Here is a 25,617-nt window from a genome sequence, read left to right as displayed (position 1 = left end):
ACTTATAACTAAAATGACTATTACAACTGTAGGTATGATTAGCAGCTATCGAGGTTTAGAAACCAGAGCCGATTGGCTATGGCAACAAACCCCGAATCAATTTGGAGTTTGGGGCAATATACAAATGCAGGCGCTGGCAGAAAAACCAGATTTTCTACTGATGTATCAATTGGATTTTCCTCAAGCTTCGCCGCAAAAATCTTGGTTAGATAGTTTTCGCAAACGCCAGCAAAAATCAGTAGTAAATGTTGAATCTTTACTGCGTGGTGTCAACAAAGAGCGGATTATTTATTTACTAAGAGAACCGCCTTTAGATGAAATTGTCGAAATCACTAATCATAATTATCAACAAGCCAAAGAGTATTCTAACTACATTTCTGGTCCCGATGATTTTGCCCCAATTCCTGACTATATGCCTGCTATTTGGTATCACTCAAATTCATTTCAAGATTTGAATGAAATGCCGTGTCCCCAAAAAGTTGCCCCATGTAGCTGGATTACTTCAGGAATTAGCCGCACAGTTAATCATCGCCAACGTTTAGACTTTTTGCAGTCTCTACAATCTAGTGGCATTAAGTTTGATTTGTATGGGCGTAACTTACCACAATGGGCGAAAAAGTCGGGAGAACTGGGTAATAAGTGGTACGGTATGGCACCATACTATTACAATTTGGCAATTGAAAACTATGCCGATAATAATTGGTATGTGAGTGAAAAACTTTGGGATAGTTTACTTGCTTGGTGTCTGCCAATTTACTATGGTGGCCCGGCTGCTGATAAATTATTGCCACCGGGTAGTTTTTTAAGATTACCGAGTCTAGATGAAAAAGGCATTGCCTACATCCAAGAAGTGACAGCTACACCTGATGCTTGGTATGCTGCCAAAGATGCGATCGCAGAAGCACGTCAAATCATCTTACACAAATTAAACTTACTTAACTGGTTGTCAAACTTTGTTGCTCAACACTCATAAATTATGAATGGTATTTGTACCCTTGGCAATGATTATGTTTTCGATCAACTGGTAGCTTTGCTCAACAGTATTGATGTTATCTTGGGGCCAGAAACTCCTGTTTGTATCTACCCTTTCGACGATCAAACACAACGGATTGCTGACGAAATAGCTAAACGCCCTAATGTATTTCTTTACGACGATCAAGAATCAATCAACCTCTGGGATCAATTTATGCTCACAGCAGCGCCAGAACGATTGAATCGCAGTAAATCCCGTCTTTATGGCGCTCACCGTCGTTTTTGTGCTTTTGATGGGCCATTCGAGAAGTTTATCTATTTAGATGCAGACACCTTGGTGATGAACTCACTCGCACCAGTGTTTGAAAAGCTAGATAGCTATGATTTTGTTGTCTACGATTTTCAATTTAAAGACGTTAGTAAAATCTATAATGTTAATTCTCCCAAATTATTAAAAGTTTTCGAGCAAAAACGCATTGATTCGGAAATATTTTGCTCAGGCTTTTATGGCTCTAAACGGGGCATATTTAACTCAGAACAAAGAGATTGGCTGATATCACATTTACAAAATGGTGAGGCAGAAATTTTATATAGTGGTGCTGGCGAACAACCACTGATCAACTACATGGTAATGAGGTCTAATCTTTCTATTTATAACTTTGCTCGCCAACTGCCAGATAATGAAAAAACAGGATGTTCTGCCACCTCTAAACACTTCGAGGAACGAGAACATCTTCTTTATGATAAAGGTAATCGGCTAACTTATCTCCATTACATTGGGATTCCTCCTAATATCAATCAAGCAGTCTGTGCTGGAGAAAATATTGAGTTTCCCTATCGAGATTTATTTCTCTATTATCGTTACTTACACGAACCAGAAAAGCGTCCAGTGTTTAACACTCCTCCTAAGAATTATAATGACGCTCCAGTACCAAATTTACTGACAAGAGCTTTGCAAAAACTTAAGCTAATTAATCAAGGATAATTTATGAGTAGGGGAATTTATATTGTTGCCAATGACCGCGTTATCGATAATGCGATCGCTTTACTCAATAGCATTCGATACTATGACTCAGAAGTTACCGTTTATCTTATACCTTTTAATGAAAATTATCACAAGGTAGCAGAGCAGCTTGCTACCTTACATAAAGTGCAAATTTTTCCAGATTTAGAACTGATTGATAAATTTACCAAACGCATCGGAGAAATTTTTGATCGAGATTTCCTCGCCTTACCTAACAAAATGCGGAAACTGGTGGCGTGGTTTGGCCCTTTAGATGAATTTATTTATATTGATACGGATATTGTCGTTTTTGAAAAAATCGCTGACAATTTAGACAAACTTTCAGAAGTCGATTTCTTTTGTTGTGATTACCATCACGCTAATGACAAGCTGCGAAATATCTTTTCCCCATTTGTGAAAGAGCAGCAAATTTTTTCTGATGCCCAACTTGAAGATGTTTTCAACAGTGGTTTTTGGGCTTCCAGAAAAGGAATTATTACCGAACAACAAATGGATGAAGCTTTGCGCGAGTGTGCCGTACATCGTGAATATTTCGATTTTTCTGAAGGAGTTACAGACCAACCGATTTTAAATTATCTTGTTCTCAAACTAATTTCCAAGCGTGGTAATCTCGTCAAAATTCCTGGGGGAGGGCCTGGAAGCTGGGCAGGTTCGCAAAATTTCCAACAGCAAGACTACGCTCTCTATGACCGAGGACAACGCCTAAAATATCTCCACTGGGCTGGTACGCGGATGAAAACTGGTAGTCCCTATTGGCAATTGTGGGAACACTATCGCTATCTCCATGAAGGTAAATTCGCTTTTATCCCCAAACTGACTCGCCGTTTATTTCCCTTTGTTGCTGCCCGTACTTAATATTAGGAGTATCACAATGATTGATGGTATTTACATCCTAGCTAATGATGTTGTCTATGACCAATTAATTGCGTTGCTCAACAGTATAGAAGCTAATGCTGGTAGGAAAATTCCTATTTGTATACTTCCATACAATGAGCGGTTAGACAAGGTGAAGGTAGAGATTGCATCTAGAGATAATGTCACTTTATTTGAAGATTCTGATTCCATAGCTTATTGGGATAACTTTGCGACTCAGATATGGAAAAATTACCCTAGAGCGCAAAAAACTTGGCGAGAGTGGGGCTTTCCAGAACTTTATGAGTTACCAATGCACCGCAAATTTTGTGCTGTGGATGGCCCCTTTGATAGATTTATTTATTTTGATGCAGATACCTTGTTAATGGGGCCCGTAGATTATGTATATGAAAAATTAGATAACTACGATTGGGTAGTCAATGATTTTCAGTATAAATCTGATTTAAAATATATTTTTGATGGGTCGCCAGAACAAATGCAGCAAGTTTTTAACTCAGATAACTTGCAATTTAAAGTATTTTGTGCTGGTTGGTTCGCCACTAAGAAAAATATTTTTTCTCCAGCGCTTAGAGCCGAATTAATTGACAAATTAATAGCAGGTGAAGCTGATGTTATGGCTTTTTTAGCGCCTGATCAATCTTTATTTAACTACATGGTCTTAAGAAGTGGAATTTCCTATTATAACTTTGCTTTCCATGACTGTGAACAGGCAACTGGTAATCATTGGAGTTCTGAATTTGATGTGGTAGATAATATCCTCTACGACCAAGGGCGTAAGTTGACCTACTTACACTATATGAGTATCTCTTCTTCAGCTTTTGTGCGGCTTTGTGGGGGTGAAGATGTTGATATTCCTTACCGCGATGTTTTCTTACATTATCGTTATTTAAAATCACCTGAAAAACGTCCTCAAAGCTTTACACGCCCAAGCCAGCTAAAGCTTTTGCAAAAGTCTACTAGTAGTTTTATTCAGCAAAGAATCAACAATTTTAAGCTAAATTATCGTAACTTTAAGGATAAAACTACTAAATTAAATAATTGAGCAAAAATTAACTTAAAAGTTTTTGATTCAATTAGCTACCATGTGAATCATCTCAACATAGCTTGACAGCAATTTATCCCAGCTAAAACGCTCATAAATGAAGTTATGACGCCGATAAAATCTAGATTTATCTTCACTTTTGGATAGTACCTGATTAATTAAATCTGCCAAACTTCCTTCGTGTTTGAAGTTGCCAAAATACCCTTCATCATCAAAGATGTAACGGGTAACGCCATAATCATGAACTATACAGGGTAAGCCGTATGACATTGCTTCTAAAAATACCCTTCCTAGACCTTCATGGAGAGAAGCTAAGACGAAAGCATCTGCAATTTTATAGTAGTTTGCAACTTCATGAGAGGCTACGGTTCTCGCTTGAAAATTTTCAGCGCCCAATAAGCTGTTACCCAGTTCAATAATTTCGCGTGAACTTCCATCCTGTTGTCCTAGTAACAAAAGGTAAGGACGTGGTTCAGGTAAACTAGCAACTTCACGAATTAAATAATCCATGCGCTTATGTTTTTTGCTGATATAACCTCCCGAAAGAATTAAAGGTGTTTTCTCAGGTAATCCTAGTTTATTTCTTAAAGCCTCTTTCTCAGAAGGCAAAAGTATTTGTAATTTAGCAGGTATTGCCGCCCCCAAAGTAAGTAGAGTTTGTTTTTGAGCGGGTATTCCAGCTTTTAAACAATTCTGAAGATGCTGAGGAGCAATTTGTTGTATAAGGTCACAATTGGCAAAAATGGGAGACTTTGCTCCTAGTGGCCCACCATTACAAAAAATTAATTTATAGCTTTGTTTGGTAAAACGCCGCCAATACGCGAGGAAATCACCAATCTCGTTATCACTAAAGTAAATTACATCTGGTTTCTCTCTTTGGATATGTGGTATAAGACTAAAAAAAAAGGATATTTGCTCTACTAAATAGGAACTACTTTTAGTGTACTTAGCTATCCTACAGGCTGTTGTAGTATAACGGGGTAAATTCCACAAAGGAACTTCTTTTGCTTTTGCTTTTCCACCACCTTTAAAAAGGATTATATCTAGAGAAGGTTCTTTTGATAGTGCCTGAAATGCTTGTTCGGCAAAAGACTCATATCCCCGCATAACGTGACCAAGACCTGTACATATCAAAAAGACTTTAAGTTTCATTATTTTAATCTTTGAGTTACAAATAAAATAATAAGCTGAGTATTACTGACTATCTTTTTTAGCAAGATGTTACAGCATACGTAAGTAATTCTAACCCAGTTAGATTTTTAAATTTGTGAAATTTCAGTAAAAAAACACTAACCGCCAGTAAATTATTTACTGGCGGTAAAGATTTATATTAAATTTATCCTGAAACCTATCTCTGAATAAGGTTTTAGAGTTTAACAGCTTTGCATAACCGAAGAAGTAAGCTATGTAATGGTTTCAGTTATTTTGAGCTTTATTTGTAGACAGGTCTATTGATTTGAATCTTTATGGAGTGTCCTACGTCTAAGAAAAAGAATCTAAATCTAAAGATTGCATACCTTCGCGTTCTATAAAGGTCATCATACTTCCCAGTTGCAACCAAACTAATAAACAAGTAAAGAGACTAATTGGTAGACCGACTCCTAAAGCTAAAGAGGAGGGAAAACCAAATATCTCTAAGCCTGAAGAGAGAAATAGACAAGTACCGCCAGTTATACCGATAAATGGTACAAGTAATTGTTTCAGTGAGGAACGCGGTTTAGTATTTTCTGTACGCTCACTTGGCCATTTCTGTACTATTACTTTCAAAGTGCCAGATAATGCCAACCCAGATGTTAATGCTGTCAAAAAGCCAACAAGTAAGAGAAAATAAGGCGGTTGCAGAGGGTAATAGTACATGAAAACTCCTAATTGATATTAAATTTTTACTTTTTATTTGTTGAGTGGTTCCCAGTAAAAGACTCACGTGATGTAGATGTAACTTTTGGAAGGATAGCAGCTGCGCCTTCTCTAGATAACTCTGTTAAAATGCCGATCGCTACATTTAATAAACGATCCGGTTTTAAGTCATCTTTAACCAGGTTCCACAGACGTTGTACATCTTCGGTATGCAGGCGGTCATCTTCGGTAAGAGCAAGCACCAACTGTCGCCGGAGAAACTTGCCTTCTTCCGACATTAAGTATTGGAACCCCATCTGCGCTGTGGGCAATACATCAAAGTTGTTATCGGTACGAGCGATCGCAATCAAATTCTCTAATCGCTGCCACTGAAATTTACCATCTTTGAACAATACATTCAATAAGCGTCGCCGTAATGCAGGCGATTCCCCTGTCAGCAACCGCCGTGCTATGTAGGGATAACCGACTTCAACAATTTTGAAATCCGGGTTGAGGCTAAGGGCAATACCTTCTTGAGTCACCAAGGAACGAATAATCAAAGCAAACTTTGCCGGGACTCGGAAAGGATATTCGTACATCAGTTCCGAAAACTCATCGGTAATAGTTTTGAAGTTAAAATCCTTGACATTTTTGCCAATAGCATTTCCTAATACCGCTTCTAATGCTGGTACTATCGGACAAATATTCGTGTCTGGAGTCAGAAACCCTAGTTTTACAAAGTCTTCGGCTAAGTCGGTATAGTCTTTATTCACCAAATGCACTAGTGCATCGACCAGCGTTTCTTTGGTGCTTTCTTCCAACTGATCCATCATGCCGAAGTCAATATAAGCCATACGACCATCGGGTACAGCAAATAAATTGCCAGGATGAGGGTCAGCATGGAAGAAGCCGTATTCTAAAAGCTGTTGCAATCCTGATGTAACACCAATTTGGATGATCGCTTCTGGGTCTAAACCTGCTTCGCGGATGTGTTGAGTATCCGTTAGCTTGAAGCCGTTAATCCATTCCAAGGTTAAAACGTGGGTATTGGTATAACGCCAATAAATGCCTGGAACTTTTACTTGTGGGTCATTGTGGAAGTTGCTAGCAAATTTCTCGGCGTTGCGGCCTTCATTAATATAGTCAATTTCTTCAAATAACTTCGTGCCAAACTCGTCCACAATTAAAGTGAGGTCGTGACCGAGATTTAAAGGCAACCAAGGAGCTAGCCAACCGGCTGCCCAACGCATCAGGTATAGATCGCGTGTAATTACCGGATGTAAGTTGGGGCGTTGCACCTTTACGGCGACTTCTTCACCACTCACCAGACGACCCCGGTACACTTGACCTAAGCTAGCAGCAGCGACTGGATGAGGTGACAGTTCGCTAAAACTTTCATGAATTGGACGACCTAGTTCTGTTTCGATAATCTGGTAAGCGATCGCATTATCGAAAGGTGGTAACTGGTCTTGTAACTTGATCAGTTCTTCTAAGAAGTCTTTGCGTATCAGGTCAGGCCTAGTGGAGAGGGCTTGACCAACTTTAATAAAAGTCGGGCCGAGGCGGGTGAGCAGTTCTCGCAACTGGATAGCTCGTTTACCCTTGTTTTGCTCAACTTTATCTTGCCACTCGTCCCACTTCAGATTGAATATAAATCCTGCAAAGGAGAAGATAATTCTCAGCAGTCGTCCCCAAGCTAACCAAGGACGGGAGCTATAGTAGCGAGCGATCGCATCTGGATTATAGAGTTTTAGTTGAGCAGGTTGATACTGACCCACGCCTTTTTTTGCCTCTTCAACTGAAAAATTTACAATTATTGTTTTTCTCCTGACCTGCAAGTTAGTTGTAAGTTGCAGGATAGCGGTAGTCTTCTGTCTAAAATAACTAGAACTCTACCCTTTGGGGTAGCGATCGAGGCGATTTTAGCGTCTGTTACTGCCTAGATTTGTTTATCTTTTTCTTAATTATACTTTATAAAACTACAACTACTTATCCAACTTTTAGATGATTTTATCTTTTCTTAACTTTAATTTATATAAATACAAACAAGAAATATTTATTTACCTATATCTGATTTATACAAATTTGAATAAATGCGATAGTTAAGTAACTTTATTTACTAGCATTTACATCTATCAGTAGTAGTATTACTGTCTTGGATTTAATCATTATTAAAGTCAAATGCACGTAAAACCATGTTATATCCTCTCTGCGTATTAGTTTCAACGAAGCCAGCACGGGCATAGAACGAGCGTAAGTCAGGTGGTGCATTAACATATATTGGAAGTGTATCTCTCTGCAAAATATACTGGACTAGATGATTACCCACTCCTCTACGACGATGGCTAGGTGCAACGTACAATCCCAGCAAAACTGAGTAATTTCCTCGAAAAGCTATCAGTGCAGAACCAATTATTTGTTCTCGATATAATGCGATAACAAGTCGTCTTTCGTTTTCTAGAAACAGATTATATAGAAAAGCAAGCTGCAAGAAACTAACATATCCAAAAACATTTAGTACCGAAATGATAAGTATGTAGAACCAATCATGTAATGGGAATACAAAGCCTATCAATGAGAGAATAATAACTAGCAAAGCAAACAGAGTCAAAGTATAGGGATTCATGACTACTGTCACTAATTTCGAGCGAGAAGGTTCTTCGTCACGCTCCAAAATTAGTAATCTATAAACGGCCCATCTATCTGTTCGGTTTCTTGCAGGACGAATTGTATAGTTAGGTGGAAGAATCAACCCACGATTCATAACATAATTATTATTTATGAATACTATAAATTTGGTAATTGGTAGTGTTTTGCCCCAATTACCAATTACCGACTTTTAAGTATTATGTAATGCTATTTAGATTTAGCCTCCAAGTTTTCTAAACGGCTTCTCAATTCCTGATTTTGTTGTTTGAGTTGGTCGAAATCTTCACGCAGTTGACGCAGGGTTTTTTCTGAACCAATATTCTTTTGCACCTTGGAAATTTCTTCTTCAGCATAGCGACGTACACGCCCATCGGCTGTTTGATCGACTAGCGATCGCAAAATTCCCACTGCTTTGGGCGTTTCCATTTGTCCTAATGCTGCGGCTACGGCTACTTGGGTTAAAAAGAAGGTTTCTTTGGCTAGTTCTGTTAATTTTTCTAAAATCCGTTCCAAATTAGGTGGACTTTGACCGACAGAAATCTTGCCTAAAGCGCGAATTGTGGCTAAACGTAGCGGTTGTGGTACACCAAGTTTGGTATATTCGATCAGCAGATTTAAAGCTGCTTCCGAAGTTTTGAATTCAGCTAAACCAGCGATCGCCCCACTCCGCACAACTTCATTCCAACCTGCCTTTTCTTCTAAAACACCTTTCAGCAGCTTTAGTACCTTATCTTCCTTGGGTTTTTCTTCCAAGTTTGCCGACGCGATGGTTCCAATCACACGAGAAGCTGCTGCTTCCACGTAGTAGCTGGGATCGCCCTTTTGCACTAACCCTCTCACAACTTTATAGCTTTCAGCAGTTTTGATTTGAGCAAGTGCTTCCACTACAGATCGTCGCACATAAGCATTTTTATCTTTTAATCCAGCAATTAAGCCATCAAAGGCTTGATCCAAATTAATTTGAGCTAGTTGTTTCGCTGCTTCCACACGCACACCCCACAATGGGTCATTTTTTAGCGATGTAGACAGTGCAATGATAGCTTCTAACCCGCCTTTTTTCGCCAAAGCTGTTGCTGCATGAATACGCGAAATCGGGTCAGGATCAAATTCTAACTGTGATTTTAACTCCGCTATTGGATACTCTAAAGCTACTGTTTTTAGGTAATTATTTCCAACATCAAAGCTGATAAATTGAGGCTTATTTTCTAGGGGAAAGTAGAAGCTTTGTTCGCGTTCATTCACCCGGACGGTGAAAGTTTTGAGTGCTAAATCCTGAGTGCTGAGTTTTCCATTACTCCTCAATTTTTCCTGTTGGGTATAGCCAAAACCAATAGGTATTTTTAAATCAAACAAATCTTTATTGCCATTTTTACCTTCAGCTGCTTGGGTTTGAGTTACTGTAATTTTTGCTAAATTAGCATCTCCATCCCAAAAGTAAGCTACTTTAAAATCGGGATGACCACCACGATAAACGTATTGGTCAAAAAGGAATAAAAGATTACGTCCGGTTGCTTTTTCAATTGCCCTGAGTAAGTCTACTGTCTCTACAGTTTTGTGGGCATTATCTTGGACAAATGTTTGGATTGCCTGCCAAAATAATTCATCTCCCAATTGGGCCCGAATCATGTGATAGACACAAGATCCTTTTTCGTAGATGTGGCGATCGTAAAGTTCAATAGCTTCTCGATAAACATGCGTTACCATCGGTCGGCGATAACGGCTACTATCTTCACTTAAGTAACGACGAGCTTCCAATAAACGATAGTAAGCTGCTTCTTGAAGACTATATTCCTGTTCTGTCCACATCACCTCAGAGTAAGAAGCCATCCCTTCTTTAATCCAAGCATGAGACCAATGCTTAATCACCACCAAATCACCAAACCACTGATGCGCGAGTTCGTGGACGACTAAACTTTCAGTGTTGCGGTTATCTAAGGCGGCGCGTTCATCCAGCAAGCATCTATCTGTTAACAAGGTTGTCGAGGTGTTTTCCATCCCGCCAAAGATAAAGTCATCGACGCAAACTTGGGCGTATTTCGGATAAGGGTATGGAAAACCATACTTTTGGCTCAAAAATTCGATCATTCGGGGAGTTTTGTCCATGCTGCGTTTAGCATCTTCCTCCCGTCCCTTTTCTACATAGTAGGTGACTGGTTTACCATTCCATTCATCGCGGATTTCCGCAAAATCACCTACTGCTAAAGTCATCAAGTAGGTAGGATGAACTTGTTGCTGTAACCAATGGTAGATTTTGTAATCACCATCTTCTATGGTGTTAATTAATTCGCCGTTAGAAATCGCCACGAGAGGGTTGGAAACACGAACGCGAATTTCCGAAGTAGACAGTTGTCCTGGATAGTCAAAGCAGGGGAACCAAAAACGAGAGTCTTCGTCTTCACCTTGAGTCCAAACTTGAATTGGTTTGTTTGGGTAGTGCTTATCTGGTTGAATAAAGTAAATACCGCGTTGCGGTTTTGCCACCGAGTAGGCGATCGCAATCAGCAAGCGTTTACCAATCTGGGTTGGCTGAGAAAGTTGGATGGAAAGCTGTTCCCCGTCATAGTCAAAATTTTGTGGCACTTCGTCCACCTGCACAGACTCGATATTTAGGTTGACAGCATCCAAAGTCAAACGATCAATACCATTACGGATTGGCAAGAGGCGAATGCTACAACTACCCTGATAGCTTTGCTTGGGAATATCCAGGCTGAGATCGAGAAAAATATGCTCTACCTGTCCGGGGCGATCAGGGTTGTAGTGTGGTCTTGCTCCCGGTAACTCAAAAGGTTTGTGTCCGTTATTATCTGTATCAAAATAAGACTGCGACATTGATGCTTACTGACCTTGTAATCCTGAAAAGTCTGGCTTGGTTGGATGTAGTTAAGTAAAATAGCGGTATCTGATGTATTTCCCAAATCAACAGGGCATTATGGAAGTAAGAACTCCCATTTGGGATTGGGGGATTGAAATTAATCTCACCCGAACTTCCGAAGATCGACTGCCGATCCTGGGACTTTTTTTCATATCCCTCCCGCATTTACTTTTACTGATGTTTTGCACTTTTTTGTCATTGAGTCAAGAGTCTCTTGCACCTCGATAGATTCTCATTAAGTACAAATACTCCTAATTATTTTTATAACTTAGGATAGGTTGCTGCTGCTGAACACGCTATTTTTTTGTTTAAGATGAACAGCATATCATTGGCAGATTAGCTCTTCATCTGGTTGAAGTATTTTTGAGAGTAATTTTAGACCGCTAATTTGTAGGATTACTAATTTTATCAGTAAATACCAACTGGAGTTGAGACTAAATGCAGGATACCAGTTGTGTAAGAGTAAAATAATCGGTTTTTGTCCCCGTAAAAACTCCCATACTGGCTAGTGCCCGTAAAAGTCGATCACAGGGAACGCTTGTAGATTGACGTTGCACTTCCCCAATTCTCGCAGTTCCTAGAACCATCTTTTAAAAAATCTGCGTAGGCGTAGCCCGCACTTCGGCTCATTTCGGCTACGCAAAAATCGAGCGACTTGCACTGAGTTTCGACTACGCGGTAATCGAGCGAAGTCGAGATTCAACTACCGCGCAGTCGTTGTGAGTCGAGATTCAATGACCAACGCGGAAATCGAGCGAAGTCGAGATTCAGTGACCGTCGTAGACATCGCTAGCTTGTTCGCTGTATAGATGGACTGGGAAATCTAACTGCTATAACAATCTCAAATTATTTGTAAACAATGAGATTCCCTACTTCTCTAACAAGTAGGGAATCTTAGCTTTGCGATTTTCACAAATCAGATAGGATTGCTATATATTTCATTTATAAAAACACCATTTGTGGTAAACAATTACTTTTAAGTTGAATGTTTACTGATTGAGATATGACATTTAGCTGAAAAATTTTACAATTAATATTCCTAATTAAATCATCCATAGTCAAAAGCAATAATTGTAAGTAATATTTACAAAAATTCTGTTGATTAGCCGATCTACTATTTTTAAGTATTATTACTTATTGACAAAATCTTTCTAACCTTAATATATCATCAACTTTTTTTTCATCTTCCTCTTTTTTTCATATTTTCAGGTATGTAGCTTGTCAACGAGGTGCTGCTGAATCCTTTTGCCATAGGTTAGTCTAAACTCCAGTAGCGATAGATTAGCGGAAATAATAAATCCGAAAACTCTACAGTGACACTTGTATAAATCTCGGTGACAATCTGAGCAAAAGAGGATAACAAAATAAAATGCCTGAAAGTAAATCAAAGTTTCTCATTCCTGCTGTTGGTGCTGCTGTCGTTGTCGCAGGAAGTATAGCGGCTTATACGTACTTTAAAGGGACATCAGGAGGTAGTTCAGACGCTCTAGCCAGTGCTAAAGTAGTACCTTCAACAGCGTTGATGGCAACTTATATTACTACTGACCCTGAAGCCTGGGCAAAGTTAAAGCAGTTTGGCACTCCAGAAGCACAAAAGTTAGTGGCAAAAGGTCTAGAAGATTTTAATAAGCAAATGTTCAGTGACAGCAATGTTTCTTATGAAAAGGACATAAAGCCTTGGGCTGGTGATGTCATGATTGCTGTACTGCCACCAAATCCTGTAAAACCGGCACAGTTAAACGTGCCCTCTGGGGCACCTAATGTACCAACAAATTTACAGCAGGAACCAAATATCCTCATAGTGGTGGGAATCAAAGACAAACTCAGCGCGTTGAATTTTGCTAACAAATTGAAGTCACAAAAAGGAGTGAAATTACAGGAATCTGATTATCAAGGTCAAAAAATTGTCGAAACTACACAAAATGGCAAGCCGACGTATAGCGTAGTTTTAAATAATAGTCAGTTGGTATTAGCCCCCGAAAAGCAAGCTGTAGAAAAAGCAATTGACACATTTAAAGGACAGTCCTCTTTTGCCAATAAAGAAGGAGCCAGCAGCGTTCTTAAAGGAGTAAATGTCAAAAACAGCCTCGCTCAAATTTATGTACCAGACTATGCCGGGATGGTACAGCAATTAACGGCTGGAAATCCACAGGCAAAGCAGTTACCCCCACAAACCCTGACGCAACTGAAGCAGATAAAATCTGTGGTAGCGGGTGTTGGTGTAGATGATGCGGGAGTGCGGGTAAAAGCGATCGCTAATTTAGATCCGCAATTAAATAAATTTCAGTATCAATCAAGTCCTGGGAATATAATCGGGCAATTTCCTGCTGATACTTTTGCTCTGATTAGCGGAAATGGCATCAGCCGTGGTTGGGAAGTGCTAGTAGAGCAGTCAAAAGATTATCCAGAAATGAAGCAAGCTCTGGAACAAGCGCGAGGACAGTTGAAAACTGTCAATATAGACCTGGATAAGGATGTTTTTGGTTGGATGAATGGGGAATTCGCCTTTGGTGCGATTCCATCAAATCAAGGAGTATTAGCGAGTGTTGGTTTTGGAGGTGCTTTAGTATTTGATACTAGCGATCGCAAAACTGCCGAAGCCACCTTGACAAAATTGGATACCCTTGCCAAAACCCAACAAATCAACGTCGCCAACAGAAATATTGGTGGTAAAGACGTAACTGAATGGCAAATTCCCCAACAAGGAGCTTTATTAGCACATGGTTGGCTGGATCAAGATACTGTATTTGTAGCTCTCGGTGGTCCAATTGCTGAGGCTGTTAGCGATCGCAAAAATCCATCTCTCGACACTAGCGACGCTTTTAAAGCCGTGACCGGTTCTTTGCAAAAGCCCAACGGCGGCTATTTCTACCTAGATATGGACAAAACTAAAACTGTGCCCCTGATCAATAGTTTTGTATCATCTAACGCCGATACCATCATCATCCTGAATTCCATTCGTGGTCTTGGTTTTACCGCTATTAGCCCTGATAAATCTACTAGTGAATTAGAAATGTTGTTAGCTCTTAAACCTGCTGCAAAGTAGGGCATTGGGCATCCCTTCTCTGCGAGACGCTACGCGAACGGCTTCTCTGCGAGACGCTACGCGTTAGCGGAGCTTTCGCTTTAGCGATACGCTCAGGGCAAGTGGGCATTGGGCATTGGGCATTGGGAAAGAGGAGGCAGGAGGCAGGAGGCAGAAGTTCTAAAATGTTTGAATTTTGAATTTTGAATTTTGAATACTTCGGCTACGCGGTAGTTGAATCTCGACTTCGCTCGATTACCGCGTAGTCGAAACTCAGTACAAGTTTTGAAATTTGAATTGATTTCTCCCCTGCTCTCCCACTCTCCACTTACAAAACTTGATTATTCCGAGTTTCCAAGGTTTGGTTGAGTCTATCCAACGCGCCAGTCAATCTTTCCTGAGCTACAAGGTTAGGGTCTGCTAGGGGTTCATCGGCGATTTCTTCTTGTCTCTTGAATTTTTGTAAGGCTCGAATTGCTACAAATAAGACTAAGGCAATGATTACAAAGTCAACTATTGCGCCAAGAAAGTGACCAATCTTGATTCCCGGGCCGATGGCGATTGTTCTCCAGTCTGTGCCAGCAAAACTAACCAAGGGATTAATCAATGGCATGATTACATCTTCAACAAAGGAAGTGACAATCTTGCCAAAAGCACCACCAATGATCACAGCGATCGCCAAGTCCACTACATTGCCTTTAAGGGCAAATTCCTGAAAATCTTTTAAAAAGCCACTTGCCCTTCTTCTTGCTCTGGCCATATTTGACTCCAATAAGCTGAAATTTTTGTAATTTTCTTTATAAATGACACTCAGTTTTTTGCCATTCTTGTTGAGACAGATGTTGCTAAGAATCAAAATTTTACCAGTCTTGAATAAAATTCTCTGAATAAAATATAAATTTTAAACTGTCATAATTCACAGCTTCTCGGAACTTTGCTGTTCTCCAAATGTAAACTTTCTATAATATTTGTTGCTTGGGGCAAGCCAAAGGAGGAAGACTACCGTTATACAATTCAATTCTTTTCTAGACTGCCGTCTAGCAAGTATGTCATAAGTAGAAAAGGCTCTTAAATGCAAACTAATTTATGACTGCTGCTGTAAACACTAATCCTGGTTTAGCTTCTCGCTTGGTGAATGGCATACTGGCAATCCAGCCTTTAGCTAACCTAGCCAAGCATCAAGCTAGACAAATGATGATTAAACGTGCCGAGAGAATTGGTGTGCCTTGGACACAAGAAGTCGAAACACTACAAGCGCGTGATTGGAAGGACAATCTCGCTCAAGTACAAAATCCTCAGCTTTCCTACCCCGATTACTATGTCACCTCATTCCATGCCTACGAAACCGGAAATCTCAGTTGGCAAGCTGCTTTTGAGGTAGAACCTGCTGCTTACGCTGTCCACGCTAAGATTTGGCAGAGTATTGAAGAAGCGCAAGGCGATCCGATGCTGCGCCAAAGCTACCACAATATCCTAAAAAGTCAAATCCCCAATGAGCCGCAAGACATCTTAGATGTAGGGTGTAGTGTTGGCTTGAGTAGTTTTGCCCTACAAGCGGTTTATCCCCATACCAAAATTACAGGCTTGGACTTATCTCCCTACTTCTTAGCTGTTGCCAATTACCGCGCTGGGCAACGTCAAGCTAAAATTAACTGGCTTCATGCCCAAGCTGAATCTACCGGGCTACCTGATGCCTCTTTTGATTTAGTTTCCATTTTCCTGATGTGCCACGAATTACCCCAGTCAGCAACCCGACAAATTTTAGCTGAAATGCGGCGCGTGCTGCGTCCGGGTGGCTACTTGGCAATCATGGATATGAATCCAAATTCTGAAGTTTACAAGAAAATGCCAGCCTACATTTTGACTTTGCTCAAAAGTACCGAACCGTATTTAGATGAATATTTTGCTTTGGACATAGAGCAGGCTATTGTTGAGGCGGGTTTCCAAACTCCTACTATCACTAACAACACCCACCGTCACCGTACAGTGATTGCTCAGGTGAGTGGTTGATTTATCTCTACTGTTGTGGGCAGCAATACCACCTTTGCTGCTGCTAGGCTACTACTATTTTCGGGTGTCATTTGCCCCACCTCTGTTAAAGTTACTGATATTCTTTATCACCGGGGCAATATCTGGGATTTTAGCCCTTAGCCTCGAATGGATTTTTGAAATTGTAGCCAACTGGTTTGTAGACTGGCAGCAGATGAAACGTTGGCTTCCTGGTATAGCCTTGCGGCAGCTTGTGGAAATAGGGCCAATTGAAGAAGGTTGCAAGTTGGCTGCGGTTGTTGTCCCAACCTACTATCTGCAACGCACGTATCGATTACTTCACTCTACCGTTTTTCTCTTTACCATAGCCGTTGCCCTTGGATTCACTGCCGAAGAGAACTGGATTTACCTTTTTCACGGTACAGCATCAATTCTTGACCGTACTATCGGTATGCCAGTCCACGCTATGTTCTCTGCACCTTGGGGATATGCATTAGGAATCTATATTTCCTCTAATATTCGCTTAAATCGAGACAAGGAGTTCATTTTTAGGGCTTGGCTAAATTCTGTAATCTGTCATGCCCTAGTTAATGTCTTATCTAGTGCTTGGCGTTACTCACTACCTTTAGGTTTCCTGAGTTATGGTTTATTCCCGTTTCTGTTGTGGATGTTTTGGCGACTAGAACAATTACTGCGGAAAGTGCAAGGTAAACCTGTAATTACCCTGATTTCAGACTATACACCCCAGCGCCGTTACTGGCAGAGAAGTTTAGTATTGTTTGCTCTCATGCTGGGTGGAAATGCTATTTTTGGGGTGTTTCTCTTAGCCAGGATTCTTAGTCCGTTGAGTCCGTCGAAGCTTTTTGATCCTGAGATTTTGTGGTTTATATTTAATCGCTTTTTACTAAATCTCTTTTTTGGAGTTTTAGCGTGGGGCATTTATCGCTATTTACGACATTCCGCCCGTCGTCGGTATTTTTCAAATTATGATTTAGGAAAAGGCTAGGGGGTTTCTATGCAAACAACTCCAGTGCGTTGGACGACTGCTGATTTAGAGCTATTTGCTAGCGATCGCAGAAATCGCTATGAGATTATTGATGGAGAACTATTTGTGACTAAAGCGCCTAACTGGGATCATCAAACGAGCTGCGGCAGGATTGTTACAGTTCTTAACAATTGGTCAGATGAAACTGGTCTGGGTAAAGCTGCGATCGCACCTGGAATTATTTTCTCAGATTCTGACAACGTGATCCCTGATGTGGTATGGGCAAGTCATGAACGCTTAAAAAATTTACTAGATGAAGCTGGACATCTCACAGGCGCACCAGAGTTAGTAGTAGAGGTTTTATCACCCGGCGAAAAAAACGAGAAACGCGACAAGGAAACAAAGCTAAAGCTGTACTCGGTGCAAGGAGTTCAGGAATATTGGATTTGCAATTCTATACAGAAGAAAGTAGAGGTTTATCGACGCGAACAGGCTGTATTAAAGTTAGCAGCTACTTTATTTAGTCAAGATGAATTGACAAGTCCTTTGCTACCTGGTTTTAACTGCTTAGTAAGTAAACTTTTTTAGCTAGGCATTGGGCATGGGGATGATATAATTCCCTATGCCTAAATTTTCAATTATCTAAACGCTTGCTAATACTGGCTGACTCGCGGCTGCGCTGACTGAATTTGATTCAGATTCAGTACAGTAGATTTCGCAGGAGTTATTGGGACTTTCAATCAGTTTTACTTTGTAAAGTTTAGCTCCCAATTCTTGAATAGGCGATCGCAGTAAATTACTAATGTAAAGCGCAATATTTTCAGCAGTCGGCACAACCTCGGCAAAGTAGGGAATATCTTTGTTTAAAAATGTGTGATCGAATGGCTCTACCACATAATCTTCTACCACTTTATTCAGGGCACCTAAATCAACAATCATGCCAGTGCGTGGGTCAATTTCCCCTTTCACGGTAACTTCTAGATGATAATTGTGTCCGTGACCGTGGGGACGAGCGCATTTACCATAAATCTCAGTGTTTTCTTCGTTACTGAGTTTAGGATGAGCTAGCCGATGGGCGGCGCTAAAGTGAGTACTGATGTTGAGGTAGGCTTCCATTGCATTTCCCATATAATCTGCCCAAAGTTCAGGATGTTCAAATAACTGCACACGGACTAAAGGCAAATGAGGTGCTAGTCGCTGCCAGATAATCCGTGCAATATTCTCAGTGGTGGGCAGAGTTTGTTGAAATTCTGCCCACGCATCGTTGAGATAAGAGAAGTCCAATTGACTGGTGACTTCCCGTTTAATTACGTGTTTCACATCAGACAAGTTCAGCACCATCCCATATTCATCCAATTCCCCCGCTAGGGAGATGAATAAGACATAGTTATGTCCATGTCCTGGAAATCTAGAGCCGACACCAAATTTCTCAATATTCTCGGCTTCACTCAGTTCTGGCAACCAATAGCGATGACTTGCTGAAAACTGGGCGCGGCGATTAACAATGCATTGCATGAGTACACTATGAACAGAATTTAAAATTTCTTAATCTTTTTCTGTTTCCAGCATAAACTAATTTCTTAGTCATTAGTCATCCAGCGAAATTGACCCATACCCAATGCCCCATAACCAATGACTATGTAACAGACGCTTGTGCTTCACAGTGTAATCTCGTAGCTATACGAAATAGTTCATGACCTGTGTGTAAATAACGCTCATCGTAGTTCAAAGGAAAATAACCTAATTCATCGAGTCCATCTGCTACTTGATCGAGGCTGTAGTAAAGGTGAGCGGCTGTTCTTGCTAAACTAGGCGGATTCGGTAGGGAGCGAAAAGTAGTTTGTGCCTGCTTGAGGTCATCTCGACAGGTTTTTAAGTATTCTTGAAATTCATCTAACAACTCATCATCAAAGGGATCGGCAGCTAATTGATCCATTTGTTCTTCTAACGAATAAAGAATGGTACAAAGCAGGCGATTTACTGGTTGGTAAACTTGGCGTAGCCATTCTTCAACTTGCTCGTCAACATCCCGTCCAGTTTTTCGTCTTGTCTGGTGATGCTGTTGGGCTGATGCTGTACGCTGTTGGCGATCGCTATTTAATTTTTGGGAGTCATCTTGCAGTTCTTGGTCATAATTGCGGCGATTTTGATTGTCGCCTAAGACTTCATAAGCTGCATTGATGCGGATAATTTGCTCGCGATCGGCTGTTTCCTGATTGCTGTCAGGATGAAACAATTTAACCAAGCGGCGATAGGCTTGTTTAATCTCCGCTTGGCTTGCACTTGGACTAACTTTGAGAGTTTCGTAATGGTTAGAAACGTGGTTATAATTGACCATTAATTCAATGTAGCGTTAACTAACGCTAGCGGCTAACCTTGCCTCTAAGTCTTGGAACAACGGTGTACTCAAATACCTCTCACCAAAACTGGGCTGAATCATTACAATTAAACGTCCCTTATTTTCTTGACGTTGGGCGACGCGAATTGCTGCACATAAAGCTGCTCCACTGGAAATACCAGATAGTAGCCCTTCTTCTTTTGCCAAACGTCGACTATAAGCGATCGCTTCTTCATCGGTGACGGTAATCACTTCATCAATCAATTTTATCTTGAGAACTTGGGGAATAAACCCAGCACCAATTCCCTGAATTTTGTGTGGCCCTGGCCGTCCCCCAGATAGAACTGGGCTATTGGCTGGTTCAACTGCGATCGCCTTAGAACTGGGCTTGCGTGCTTTAATCACTTCTGCTACACCACTGATCGTACCACCTGTGCCCACTCCTGCCACAACTATATCTACTTGTCCATCGGTATCTTCCCAGATTTCAAGAGCTGTAGTTTCCCGATGAACTTTTGCATTAGCTGGATTGCGGAACTGCTGCAACATATAGGTATTTGGTGTAGTGTTAACTATTTGCTGCGCCCGCCCAATTGCCCCACTCATACCTTCCATTCCTGGTGTTAGTTCCAGTTCTGCCCCATAAGCCCGCAACATTGCCCGACGCTCCCCACTCATCGTCTCTGGCATTGTCAAAATCAATCGATAACCCTTAGCTGCTGCTGCCATTGCTAGGGCAATTCCTGTGTTTCCAGAGGTGGGTTCTACCAATATTGTCTTCCCAGGAGTAATCAGCCCCTCCTCCTCAGCGGCGTTAATCATACTTACCCCAATCCGGTCTTTGACTGATGCCGATGGGTTCATACTTTCCAGTTTTACTACAATTTCCGCAACACATCCTTCAGCTTGAGGAATGCGGTTCAACTGCACTAGGGGAGTACAACCAGCCAGTTCTGTTATGTTACGAGCTATTCGCATAATTTAGTCCTTAGTTATTAATTATTAGTCATCAACAAATGACAAATGACAAATGACTCTTGACTAAATGTAGTACATGATATCCAGCTGCCGCCGAGAATCTCGTTTTTCACAAAGATCCTGGAGGGTATATTTTTGTAACACTGAATTTGCCGCGCGACTTGCTTCTTGCCAAATTTCTTCTATAACCGAACTGTCTACCGTTTTGGAATTAACGTTTTCTTCACCAGCTCGCGCCTCTAACCCTTCTAAACATTCTAAAATCTCAAAAAGGATGATTTTTCGAGGTTCTCGCGTTAACAGATAGCCACCTTTTGATCCGCGCTGGCTCTTAACTATACCTCCACGCCTCAAGGTTGCTAGTAACTGTTCTAGATAGCGATCGGGTATGTTTTGTTGTGCTGCAATTTGTCGAATTTGCAGAGGTTCGCCGCTTTCATAATGAGCAGCCATTTCTAATAAGGCGAGAATTGCGTATTCCGATTTACAGGATAGTTCCACAAGCAGCAATAAGTTAGGGGTTAGGAATTAGGAGTTAAGAATTAAGAGTTAAAAGTCATTTAATTTGGATTTTAGATTTTCCTTCGATCTAAAATCCAAAGTTCAAAATCTAAAATTGGCAGAATTAGGATATTACACGCCGCCATAACTTCTAACTTCTAACTGACAACTCCTAACTTTTCTAGTATACTCCGGTTAACTACTGGGGATTATCCATTACTACTACTGAAAACAAAAATCCCCGCCTGATGGCGGGGAGAAATAAAGTTCAAAATTATCAGTCGATAGTCAACACTCTAGAAGGTGAAAGTTGTTCTGAGTGTACCGATAATTGCATCGTCGTTAGCGCTGTTTTGGCCAGGAGAGGTCAACCAGATTACACCAGGGGTAACAGAGATGTTATCCGACACGCGATACTTGTAGAAGCCTTCAAAGTGATAGGGTATATCATTATTACCACCAAAACCTGGTCGGTTAAACGAATAAGGTTCTGCACCAGCAAAAACACCTAAAACGTTACCCTTCTTACCAAAGTCAGGTAAGGCTACCCCTAAACCGTAGCTCCAAGCTTGATAATCATCACCTGCACCCACACCTGTGACATCATGGTAAGAGACGAATCCACTGATGGAAAGTTTGTCGCTGGGTCTAAACGCAGCTGATACACCGTAGGAGTTGCTGGTAGATGGGGTTGCTACACCTCCTGCAAGACCTGCTGCATTACCTAAAAAGTTAGCTTGTCCAGTACCTACATCAAAAGCTCCAGTTGCTCCATTTGCACCAGAGTCGAATAAAGCACCACTGGCGCTATATCCGTGGACGTAGGTAGCAGCTAAAGCCAAGCGATCGCCAACACTAAAGTTCAACTGTCCTAAAGCGGCATAGTCACCGTTGGTCAGACCTGTACCAAGACCAGGATTATTAGCTTCCGATGCCAAGTAACCCGCAGTGATTGAGCTATTTCCCAGGATACCGCCACCTTTACCAAGGGGTAGATTGAGCGCTATACCTGCACCACCACCAATCCGATAGATGGGGCTTTCAGAAGCAAAGGTAGATAAAGCACCGTTACCACCGTCGTCAGTGTTGTCAAAAAAGTAAGGATTGTTGACAGCAGCATACTGGCTATGCCGTCCGCCACTAGCTGCGATGTAAAGTTGGGCTGGACCTATGGGAACTTCATAAGTCAAGCGGTCTATTCTGACGCTGTTGTTCCCATCGCCTATACCAACTTGAAATGTTTGTGTACCTTCAGCAGTATTGATAGCACCACCAGCGTTATCAAATTGTGTAAAGGCTGTTGCATTACCAGCCGCTAGACGAGTATGTAAAACGTCTCTACCCGTGAAGCTGGTTTGCAAGTCTAAACGTACCCGGTCTTGGAAAACAGTATTGTTGTTATCCCCAGTGTTACCGCCAAACACATCAGTAACACCAAAAATGGCTTCACCGACTAGTTTTGTGGTAGTGGAGAACTGATTAGCTTCCAATTCAGCAGTCCGCGCTTCTAGGGAATCTACGCGACCGCGTAGGGTTGCCAATTCTGCGGAGAACTCTTCTTGCAAGCGTTGTAAGGTAGCTAAATCTTGTTTAGTTACCAAGTCAGCTGTTGCTGTGGCAATCAATTCGTTAACCCGATCCAAACAGGCATTTAAACCTGCGGCAAATTCATAACGGGTCAAAGCACGATTACCGCGATAAGTGGCATTCGGATAACCTGCAATACAACCATAGCGCTCAACCAAGGACTGCAATGCTTGGAACGCCCAGTCAGTGGGTTGTACGTCGGAAAATTGAGAAACCGATGTTACTTGAGACTGAGAGTTGTTTTGGTTGCCTTCGTTGCTGTAGCGATTAACTTGATCAATAGTTGTTTGAGCCAATATTTCTGGCTGTTGGGCAACTTCAGCTACACTTGGTTGTTTGGCTGCTGATACTTGAGTGGTTGTGTTTGGAGCCGCAATTGCTGTTGTCGAAACTAACAATGTTGCTCCCAAAACTGCTGGGCTAACCACCAAGGATTTCCACAATAGATTAGACATCTTCACTTTACTCCTCACACCTTGTTTAGATAATTGGTTTCGTTGCACCTAATTCTCAAAAATGCTACATCTCATTGAAACCTGCGGATGAGGCATAGTTGCCACTACTACAATTTTAGTTTTTGCAAAGCTAATAAACGATAACTTAGGGTTAAAAACTTATGTGATTAACTTATGCAAAAACATATCTTTATATCATAACATTATAAAACATCTGATCTAGATAGCAAGATTGAAGCGATCGCCTTAATAACTGTCACATCTACTTATCTAAATATCTAATCAGGGAGTAGCGTCTAGGGCATTCGCTCCTAGTTGGCTAAATTGCTGAAAACTTTGGACACTAGTAGTTTATCATCAAAAATTACTTCTTTGATTTAGCTCTAGTGTAAATCGCACGCTAGTCATAACGACTGTTTTAGCTATATAAACATAATAAACGTAGGCAAAGCCTTTTCTCAGGGAAAGTCATACAATTTTGGATTTTGGATTGTGTACGCGAGTAGGTCTCGTACAGAAAGAGTTATTGGTAAAAGCTTTGATCATTCCATCTGTCGCAATCATTGTTCAAATTGTTATAAGCACAAATAAACTAAATTATGTTAAGCAATGTAAATTTTATTAAATTGGATCGTAGTAAGCGGCTTCAGCCCTGAGAATAAGGCTTATCCTTTAATTGATTCACGCTTACCTCCTTAGTCTTGATCGCGGTTACACGAGTAGCCTTGTGCAAGATGTTAAAACAAATCACTTAGTTAATTTGGGAAATTGTTCGCGCTACATCAAAGTCTGGCTGCGTCAACCCACCTGCATCATGTGTTGTGAGTGTAATCTTCACTTTGTTATAAGAAACCTCTATATCTGGATGATGTCCTGCTGACTCAGCCGGCTCGACCAGCTTATTGACAAATTCAATTGCTTCAATAAAATTTTTGAATGTGCGGGTAATCTCCAACTTGGAATCTTTAACAGTCCAATCTGGCAGAACCTTTGCCTGTTCTTGAATTTCGGCTTCGTTGAGGAGTTGTGCCATATCAAAAAATTCCTTTTTATATCCTTATAGCTATATTGCTCATATCGGGTCAGACTCCAAGGTTTGATGCAAGATATCTTTCTTTAAGAAAACTTAGCCACAGGCATTGCCATCTAAGTTTTCAAAAGCAACCATTGATAAAACAAAAGTCACCCATAAAAAACTATCCGCCCTGATTTAGATTGGATAATCTAAGTCAGAGCGGTCTAGCGGGTCTTCAGGTTGCAACCAGACTGCCGGAAGGAACTCCGAGCTTGCCTAGCTAATTGAGCTAACTTAGTATCTCAAAGATAACTAAGGCTAACTTTTAGAGAACAGCCCCGGCGCGCAGCCGGCTAACTGCAACCTGATGACCCATGCATTTACTACTTTCTATCATGGGCATCACCTCCTTATTGCCTAAGCGGTCTTAGTTTTAAAAGGCAGAGTATTTACTCTGGGTTCTTAACCTTTATCTAACATAACACATAAATTTAGAGATATTAACTATTTGAAGAAGAATTCAGAAGTCAGAATTCAGGAGTCAGAATTCAGGAGTCAGGAAGCAATCTTGACGCGACTCGAAAATACTCGCTACCGCTTTGCTATCGCGGACTCACTTGCTGTCGGCGCTATCACTGGGGGATTGAGATCCACCACTGTCTTGTTGACCAACAAATCCTTCGCGCAGCGTCTTCGAAAGAGAAAATTTAGTGGGGTATTAAACCCTTTGATTCAGACGCTCTAGGATGAGCTAACGCTGCGCTATCCTCCAGTCACACAGAATTCAATTCTGTTACCGGATAGCTAAGGTTTAGCCCATTCTGGCGACTGACTCCTGAATTCTGTGTTGATAAAAAAATCCCCCACCTTTTGGTGAGAGATAACTGGAGAATGGAGAATATTGACACTTTATTGGCTGATTACAAGGAGATTATTTTATCTGGGTGTGTCAATAATTTTCGCCAATTACAACCCTAACTGAGGTCATGGTCAAATTTGAATTCTTAGAGAGCGTTACCGCGAGGTAGAACTTCTTCAGGGAATACAAATTGTTCGTGGGGTTGATCTTGAGGAGCCATCCAAGCGCGGATACCCTCGTTGAGCAAAATGTTTTTGGTATAGAAGGTTTCAAACTCAGGGTCTTCCGCCGCCCGCAATTCTTGGGAGACGAAATCATAAGCCCGCAGGTTGAGTGCTAAACCGACGATGCCGACGGCACTCATCCACAAGCCTGTAACTGGCACGAACAACATAAAGAAGTGCAACCAGCGTTTGTTTGAGAAAGCAATCCCGAAAATCTGTGACCAGAAACGGTTTGCTGTCACCATTGAGTAGGTTTCTTCCGACTGGGTGGGATTGAAGGCGCGGAAGGTGTTAGCACCATCACCATCTTCAAACAAGGTGTTTTCGACTGTGGCACCGTGAATGGCGCACAGTAGCGCACCACCCAATACACCCGCAACACCCATCATGTGG

20 protein-coding genes and 1 pseudogene are annotated in these 25,617 nt (G+C 41.1%); 8 read left to right on the top strand and 13 right to left on the bottom strand.

The genetic code is table 11. The features are described from left to right. The first annotated feature begins 13 nt into the window (after positions 1–13). From RMX98_RS31655 to RMX98_RS31640, 4 genes are read left to right on the top strand one after another with little or no spacing between them, the layout of a single operon-like run. On the top strand, positions 14–973 hold the full coding sequence (locus RMX98_RS31655) for a glycosyltransferase family 10 domain-containing protein (protein ID WP_322679354.1): 960 nt from the start codon (positions 14–16) through the stop codon (positions 971–973). A gap of 3 nt (positions 974–976) precedes the next feature. Then, a complete protein-coding gene (locus tag RMX98_RS31650; RefSeq protein ID WP_322679353.1) occupies positions 977–1,957 on the top strand; it encodes an Npun_R2821/Npun_R2822 family protein in 981 nt (326 codons plus the stop codon). A gap of 3 nt (positions 1,958–1,960) precedes the next feature. Further along, entirely contained in the window at positions 1,961–2,851 is an 891-nt protein-coding gene (locus tag RMX98_RS31645) for an Npun_R2821/Npun_R2822 family protein (RefSeq protein WP_322679352.1), read from the top strand. A gap of 16 nt (positions 2,852–2,867) precedes the next feature. Next, complete coding sequence (locus tag RMX98_RS31640) at positions 2,868–3,911, top strand: Npun_R2821/Npun_R2822 family protein (RefSeq protein ID WP_322679351.1); 1,044 nt, start codon at positions 2,868–2,870, stop codon at positions 3,909–3,911. A gap of 27 nt (positions 3,912–3,938) precedes the next feature. Here the strand turns inward: RMX98_RS31640 and RMX98_RS31635 are convergent, their stop codons facing one another. The 5 genes from RMX98_RS31635 to RMX98_RS31615 all read right to left on the bottom strand — a co-directional run bounded on the left by RMX98_RS31635 (position 3,939) and on the right by RMX98_RS31615 (position 11,225). Continuing rightward, the gene (locus tag RMX98_RS31635) at positions 3,939–5,063 is read right to left on the bottom strand and encodes a glycosyltransferase family 4 protein (protein WP_322679350.1); all 1,125 of its coding nucleotides are present in this window, start codon (positions 5,061–5,063) and stop codon (positions 3,939–3,941) included. Between the two features lie 330 nt (positions 5,064–5,393). Continuing rightward, entirely contained in the window at positions 5,394–5,768 is a 375-nt protein-coding gene (locus RMX98_RS31630) for a hypothetical protein (protein ID WP_322679349.1), read from the bottom strand. Between the two features lie 26 nt (positions 5,769–5,794). Beyond that, positions 5,795–7,525, bottom strand: coding sequence for an AarF/ABC1/UbiB kinase family protein (locus tag RMX98_RS31625; RefSeq protein ID WP_322679348.1), 1,731 nt, complete (start codon positions 7,523–7,525; stop codon positions 5,795–5,797). Positions 7,526–7,908: 383 nt separating this feature from the next. Continuing rightward, the gene (locus tag RMX98_RS31620; RefSeq protein ID WP_322679347.1) at positions 7,909–8,511 is read right to left on the bottom strand and encodes a GNAT family N-acetyltransferase; all 603 of its coding nucleotides are present in this window, start codon (positions 8,509–8,511) and stop codon (positions 7,909–7,911) included. A gap of 92 nt (positions 8,512–8,603) precedes the next feature. Beyond that, positions 8,604–11,225 carry a M1 family metallopeptidase gene (locus RMX98_RS31615; protein WP_322679346.1) on the bottom strand — a complete coding sequence of 874 codons (2,622 nt, stop codon included), beginning with the start codon at positions 11,223–11,225 and terminating at the stop codon, positions 8,604–8,606. Between the two features lie 1,412 nt (positions 11,226–12,637). On the opposite strand from RMX98_RS31615, the gene RMX98_RS31610 reads away from it, so the two are divergent. Further along, positions 12,638–14,314 (top strand): DUF3352 domain-containing protein, encoded by a 1,677-nt coding sequence (locus RMX98_RS31610; RefSeq protein WP_322679345.1) that lies wholly within the window; start codon positions 12,638–12,640, stop codon positions 14,312–14,314. Between the two features lie 307 nt (positions 14,315–14,621). On the opposite strand, the gene mscL is transcribed toward RMX98_RS31610, so the two are convergent. Continuing rightward, the gene (mscL, locus tag RMX98_RS31605; protein ID WP_322679344.1) at positions 14,622–15,053 is read right to left on the bottom strand and encodes a large conductance mechanosensitive channel protein MscL; all 432 of its coding nucleotides are present in this window, start codon (positions 15,051–15,053) and stop codon (positions 14,622–14,624) included. Positions 15,054–15,379: 326 nt separating this feature from the next. On the opposite strand from mscL, the gene RMX98_RS31600 reads away from it, so the two are divergent. The 3 genes from RMX98_RS31600 to RMX98_RS31590 are packed head-to-tail and all read left to right on the top strand — an operon-like array spanning position 15,380 to position 17,855. Next, entirely contained in the window at positions 15,380–16,303 is a 924-nt protein-coding gene (locus RMX98_RS31600; protein ID WP_322679343.1) for a class I SAM-dependent methyltransferase, read from the top strand. Continuing rightward, positions 16,296–17,288, top strand: coding sequence for a PrsW family intramembrane metalloprotease (locus RMX98_RS31595; protein WP_322679342.1), 993 nt, complete (start codon positions 16,296–16,298; stop codon positions 17,286–17,288). Before RMX98_RS31600 ends, RMX98_RS31595 begins: the two co-directional genes overlap by 8 nt. Before the next feature lie 9 nt (positions 17,289–17,297). Further along, complete coding sequence (locus RMX98_RS31590; protein ID WP_322679341.1) at positions 17,298–17,855, top strand: Uma2 family endonuclease; 558 nt, start codon at positions 17,298–17,300, stop codon at positions 17,853–17,855. Between the two features lie 54 nt (positions 17,856–17,909). On the opposite strand, the gene RMX98_RS31585 is transcribed toward RMX98_RS31590, so the two are convergent. From RMX98_RS31585 to RMX98_RS31555, 7 genes and pseudogenes are all read right to left on the bottom strand, one after another. Beyond that, complete coding sequence (locus RMX98_RS31585) at positions 17,910–18,782, bottom strand: 6-carboxytetrahydropterin synthase (protein WP_322679340.1); 873 nt, start codon at positions 18,780–18,782, stop codon at positions 17,910–17,912. A 121-nt stretch (positions 18,783–18,903) separates the two neighbouring features. Continuing rightward, positions 18,904–19,605, bottom strand: coding sequence for a J domain-containing protein (locus tag RMX98_RS31580; RefSeq protein ID WP_322679339.1), 702 nt, complete (start codon positions 19,603–19,605; stop codon positions 18,904–18,906). A 15-nt stretch (positions 19,606–19,620) separates the two neighbouring features. Then, a complete protein-coding gene (gene cysK, locus RMX98_RS31575; protein ID WP_322679338.1) occupies positions 19,621–20,583 on the bottom strand; it encodes a cysteine synthase A in 963 nt (320 codons plus the stop codon). A 63-nt stretch (positions 20,584–20,646) separates the two neighbouring features. After that, the gene (locus RMX98_RS31570; protein WP_322679337.1) at positions 20,647–21,084 is read right to left on the bottom strand and encodes an Rrf2 family transcriptional regulator; all 438 of its coding nucleotides are present in this window, start codon (positions 21,082–21,084) and stop codon (positions 20,647–20,649) included. A gap of 296 nt (positions 21,085–21,380) precedes the next feature. Then, positions 21,381–23,126: an iron uptake porin gene (locus RMX98_RS31565; protein WP_322679336.1), complete on the bottom strand. Its 1,746-nt coding sequence runs from the start codon at positions 23,124–23,126 to the stop codon at positions 21,381–21,383. A gap of 751 nt (positions 23,127–23,877) precedes the next feature. Beyond that, positions 23,878–24,159: a 4a-hydroxytetrahydrobiopterin dehydratase gene (locus RMX98_RS31560; protein ID WP_322679335.1), complete on the bottom strand. Its 282-nt coding sequence runs from the start codon at positions 24,157–24,159 to the stop codon at positions 23,878–23,880. 986 nt (positions 24,160–25,145) lie between these two features. Next, positions 25,146–25,617 (bottom strand): annotated as a pseudogene (locus tag RMX98_RS31555) (photosystem II D2 protein (photosystem q(a) protein)); the annotation flags it as partial.

This window comes from Nostoc sp. DedQUE02 (assembly GCF_034531035.1).
Classification (GTDB): Bacteria; Cyanobacteriota; Cyanobacteriia; order Cyanobacteriales; family Nostocaceae; genus Nostoc.
This window is presented reverse-complemented; position numbering and strand designations above follow the sequence as displayed.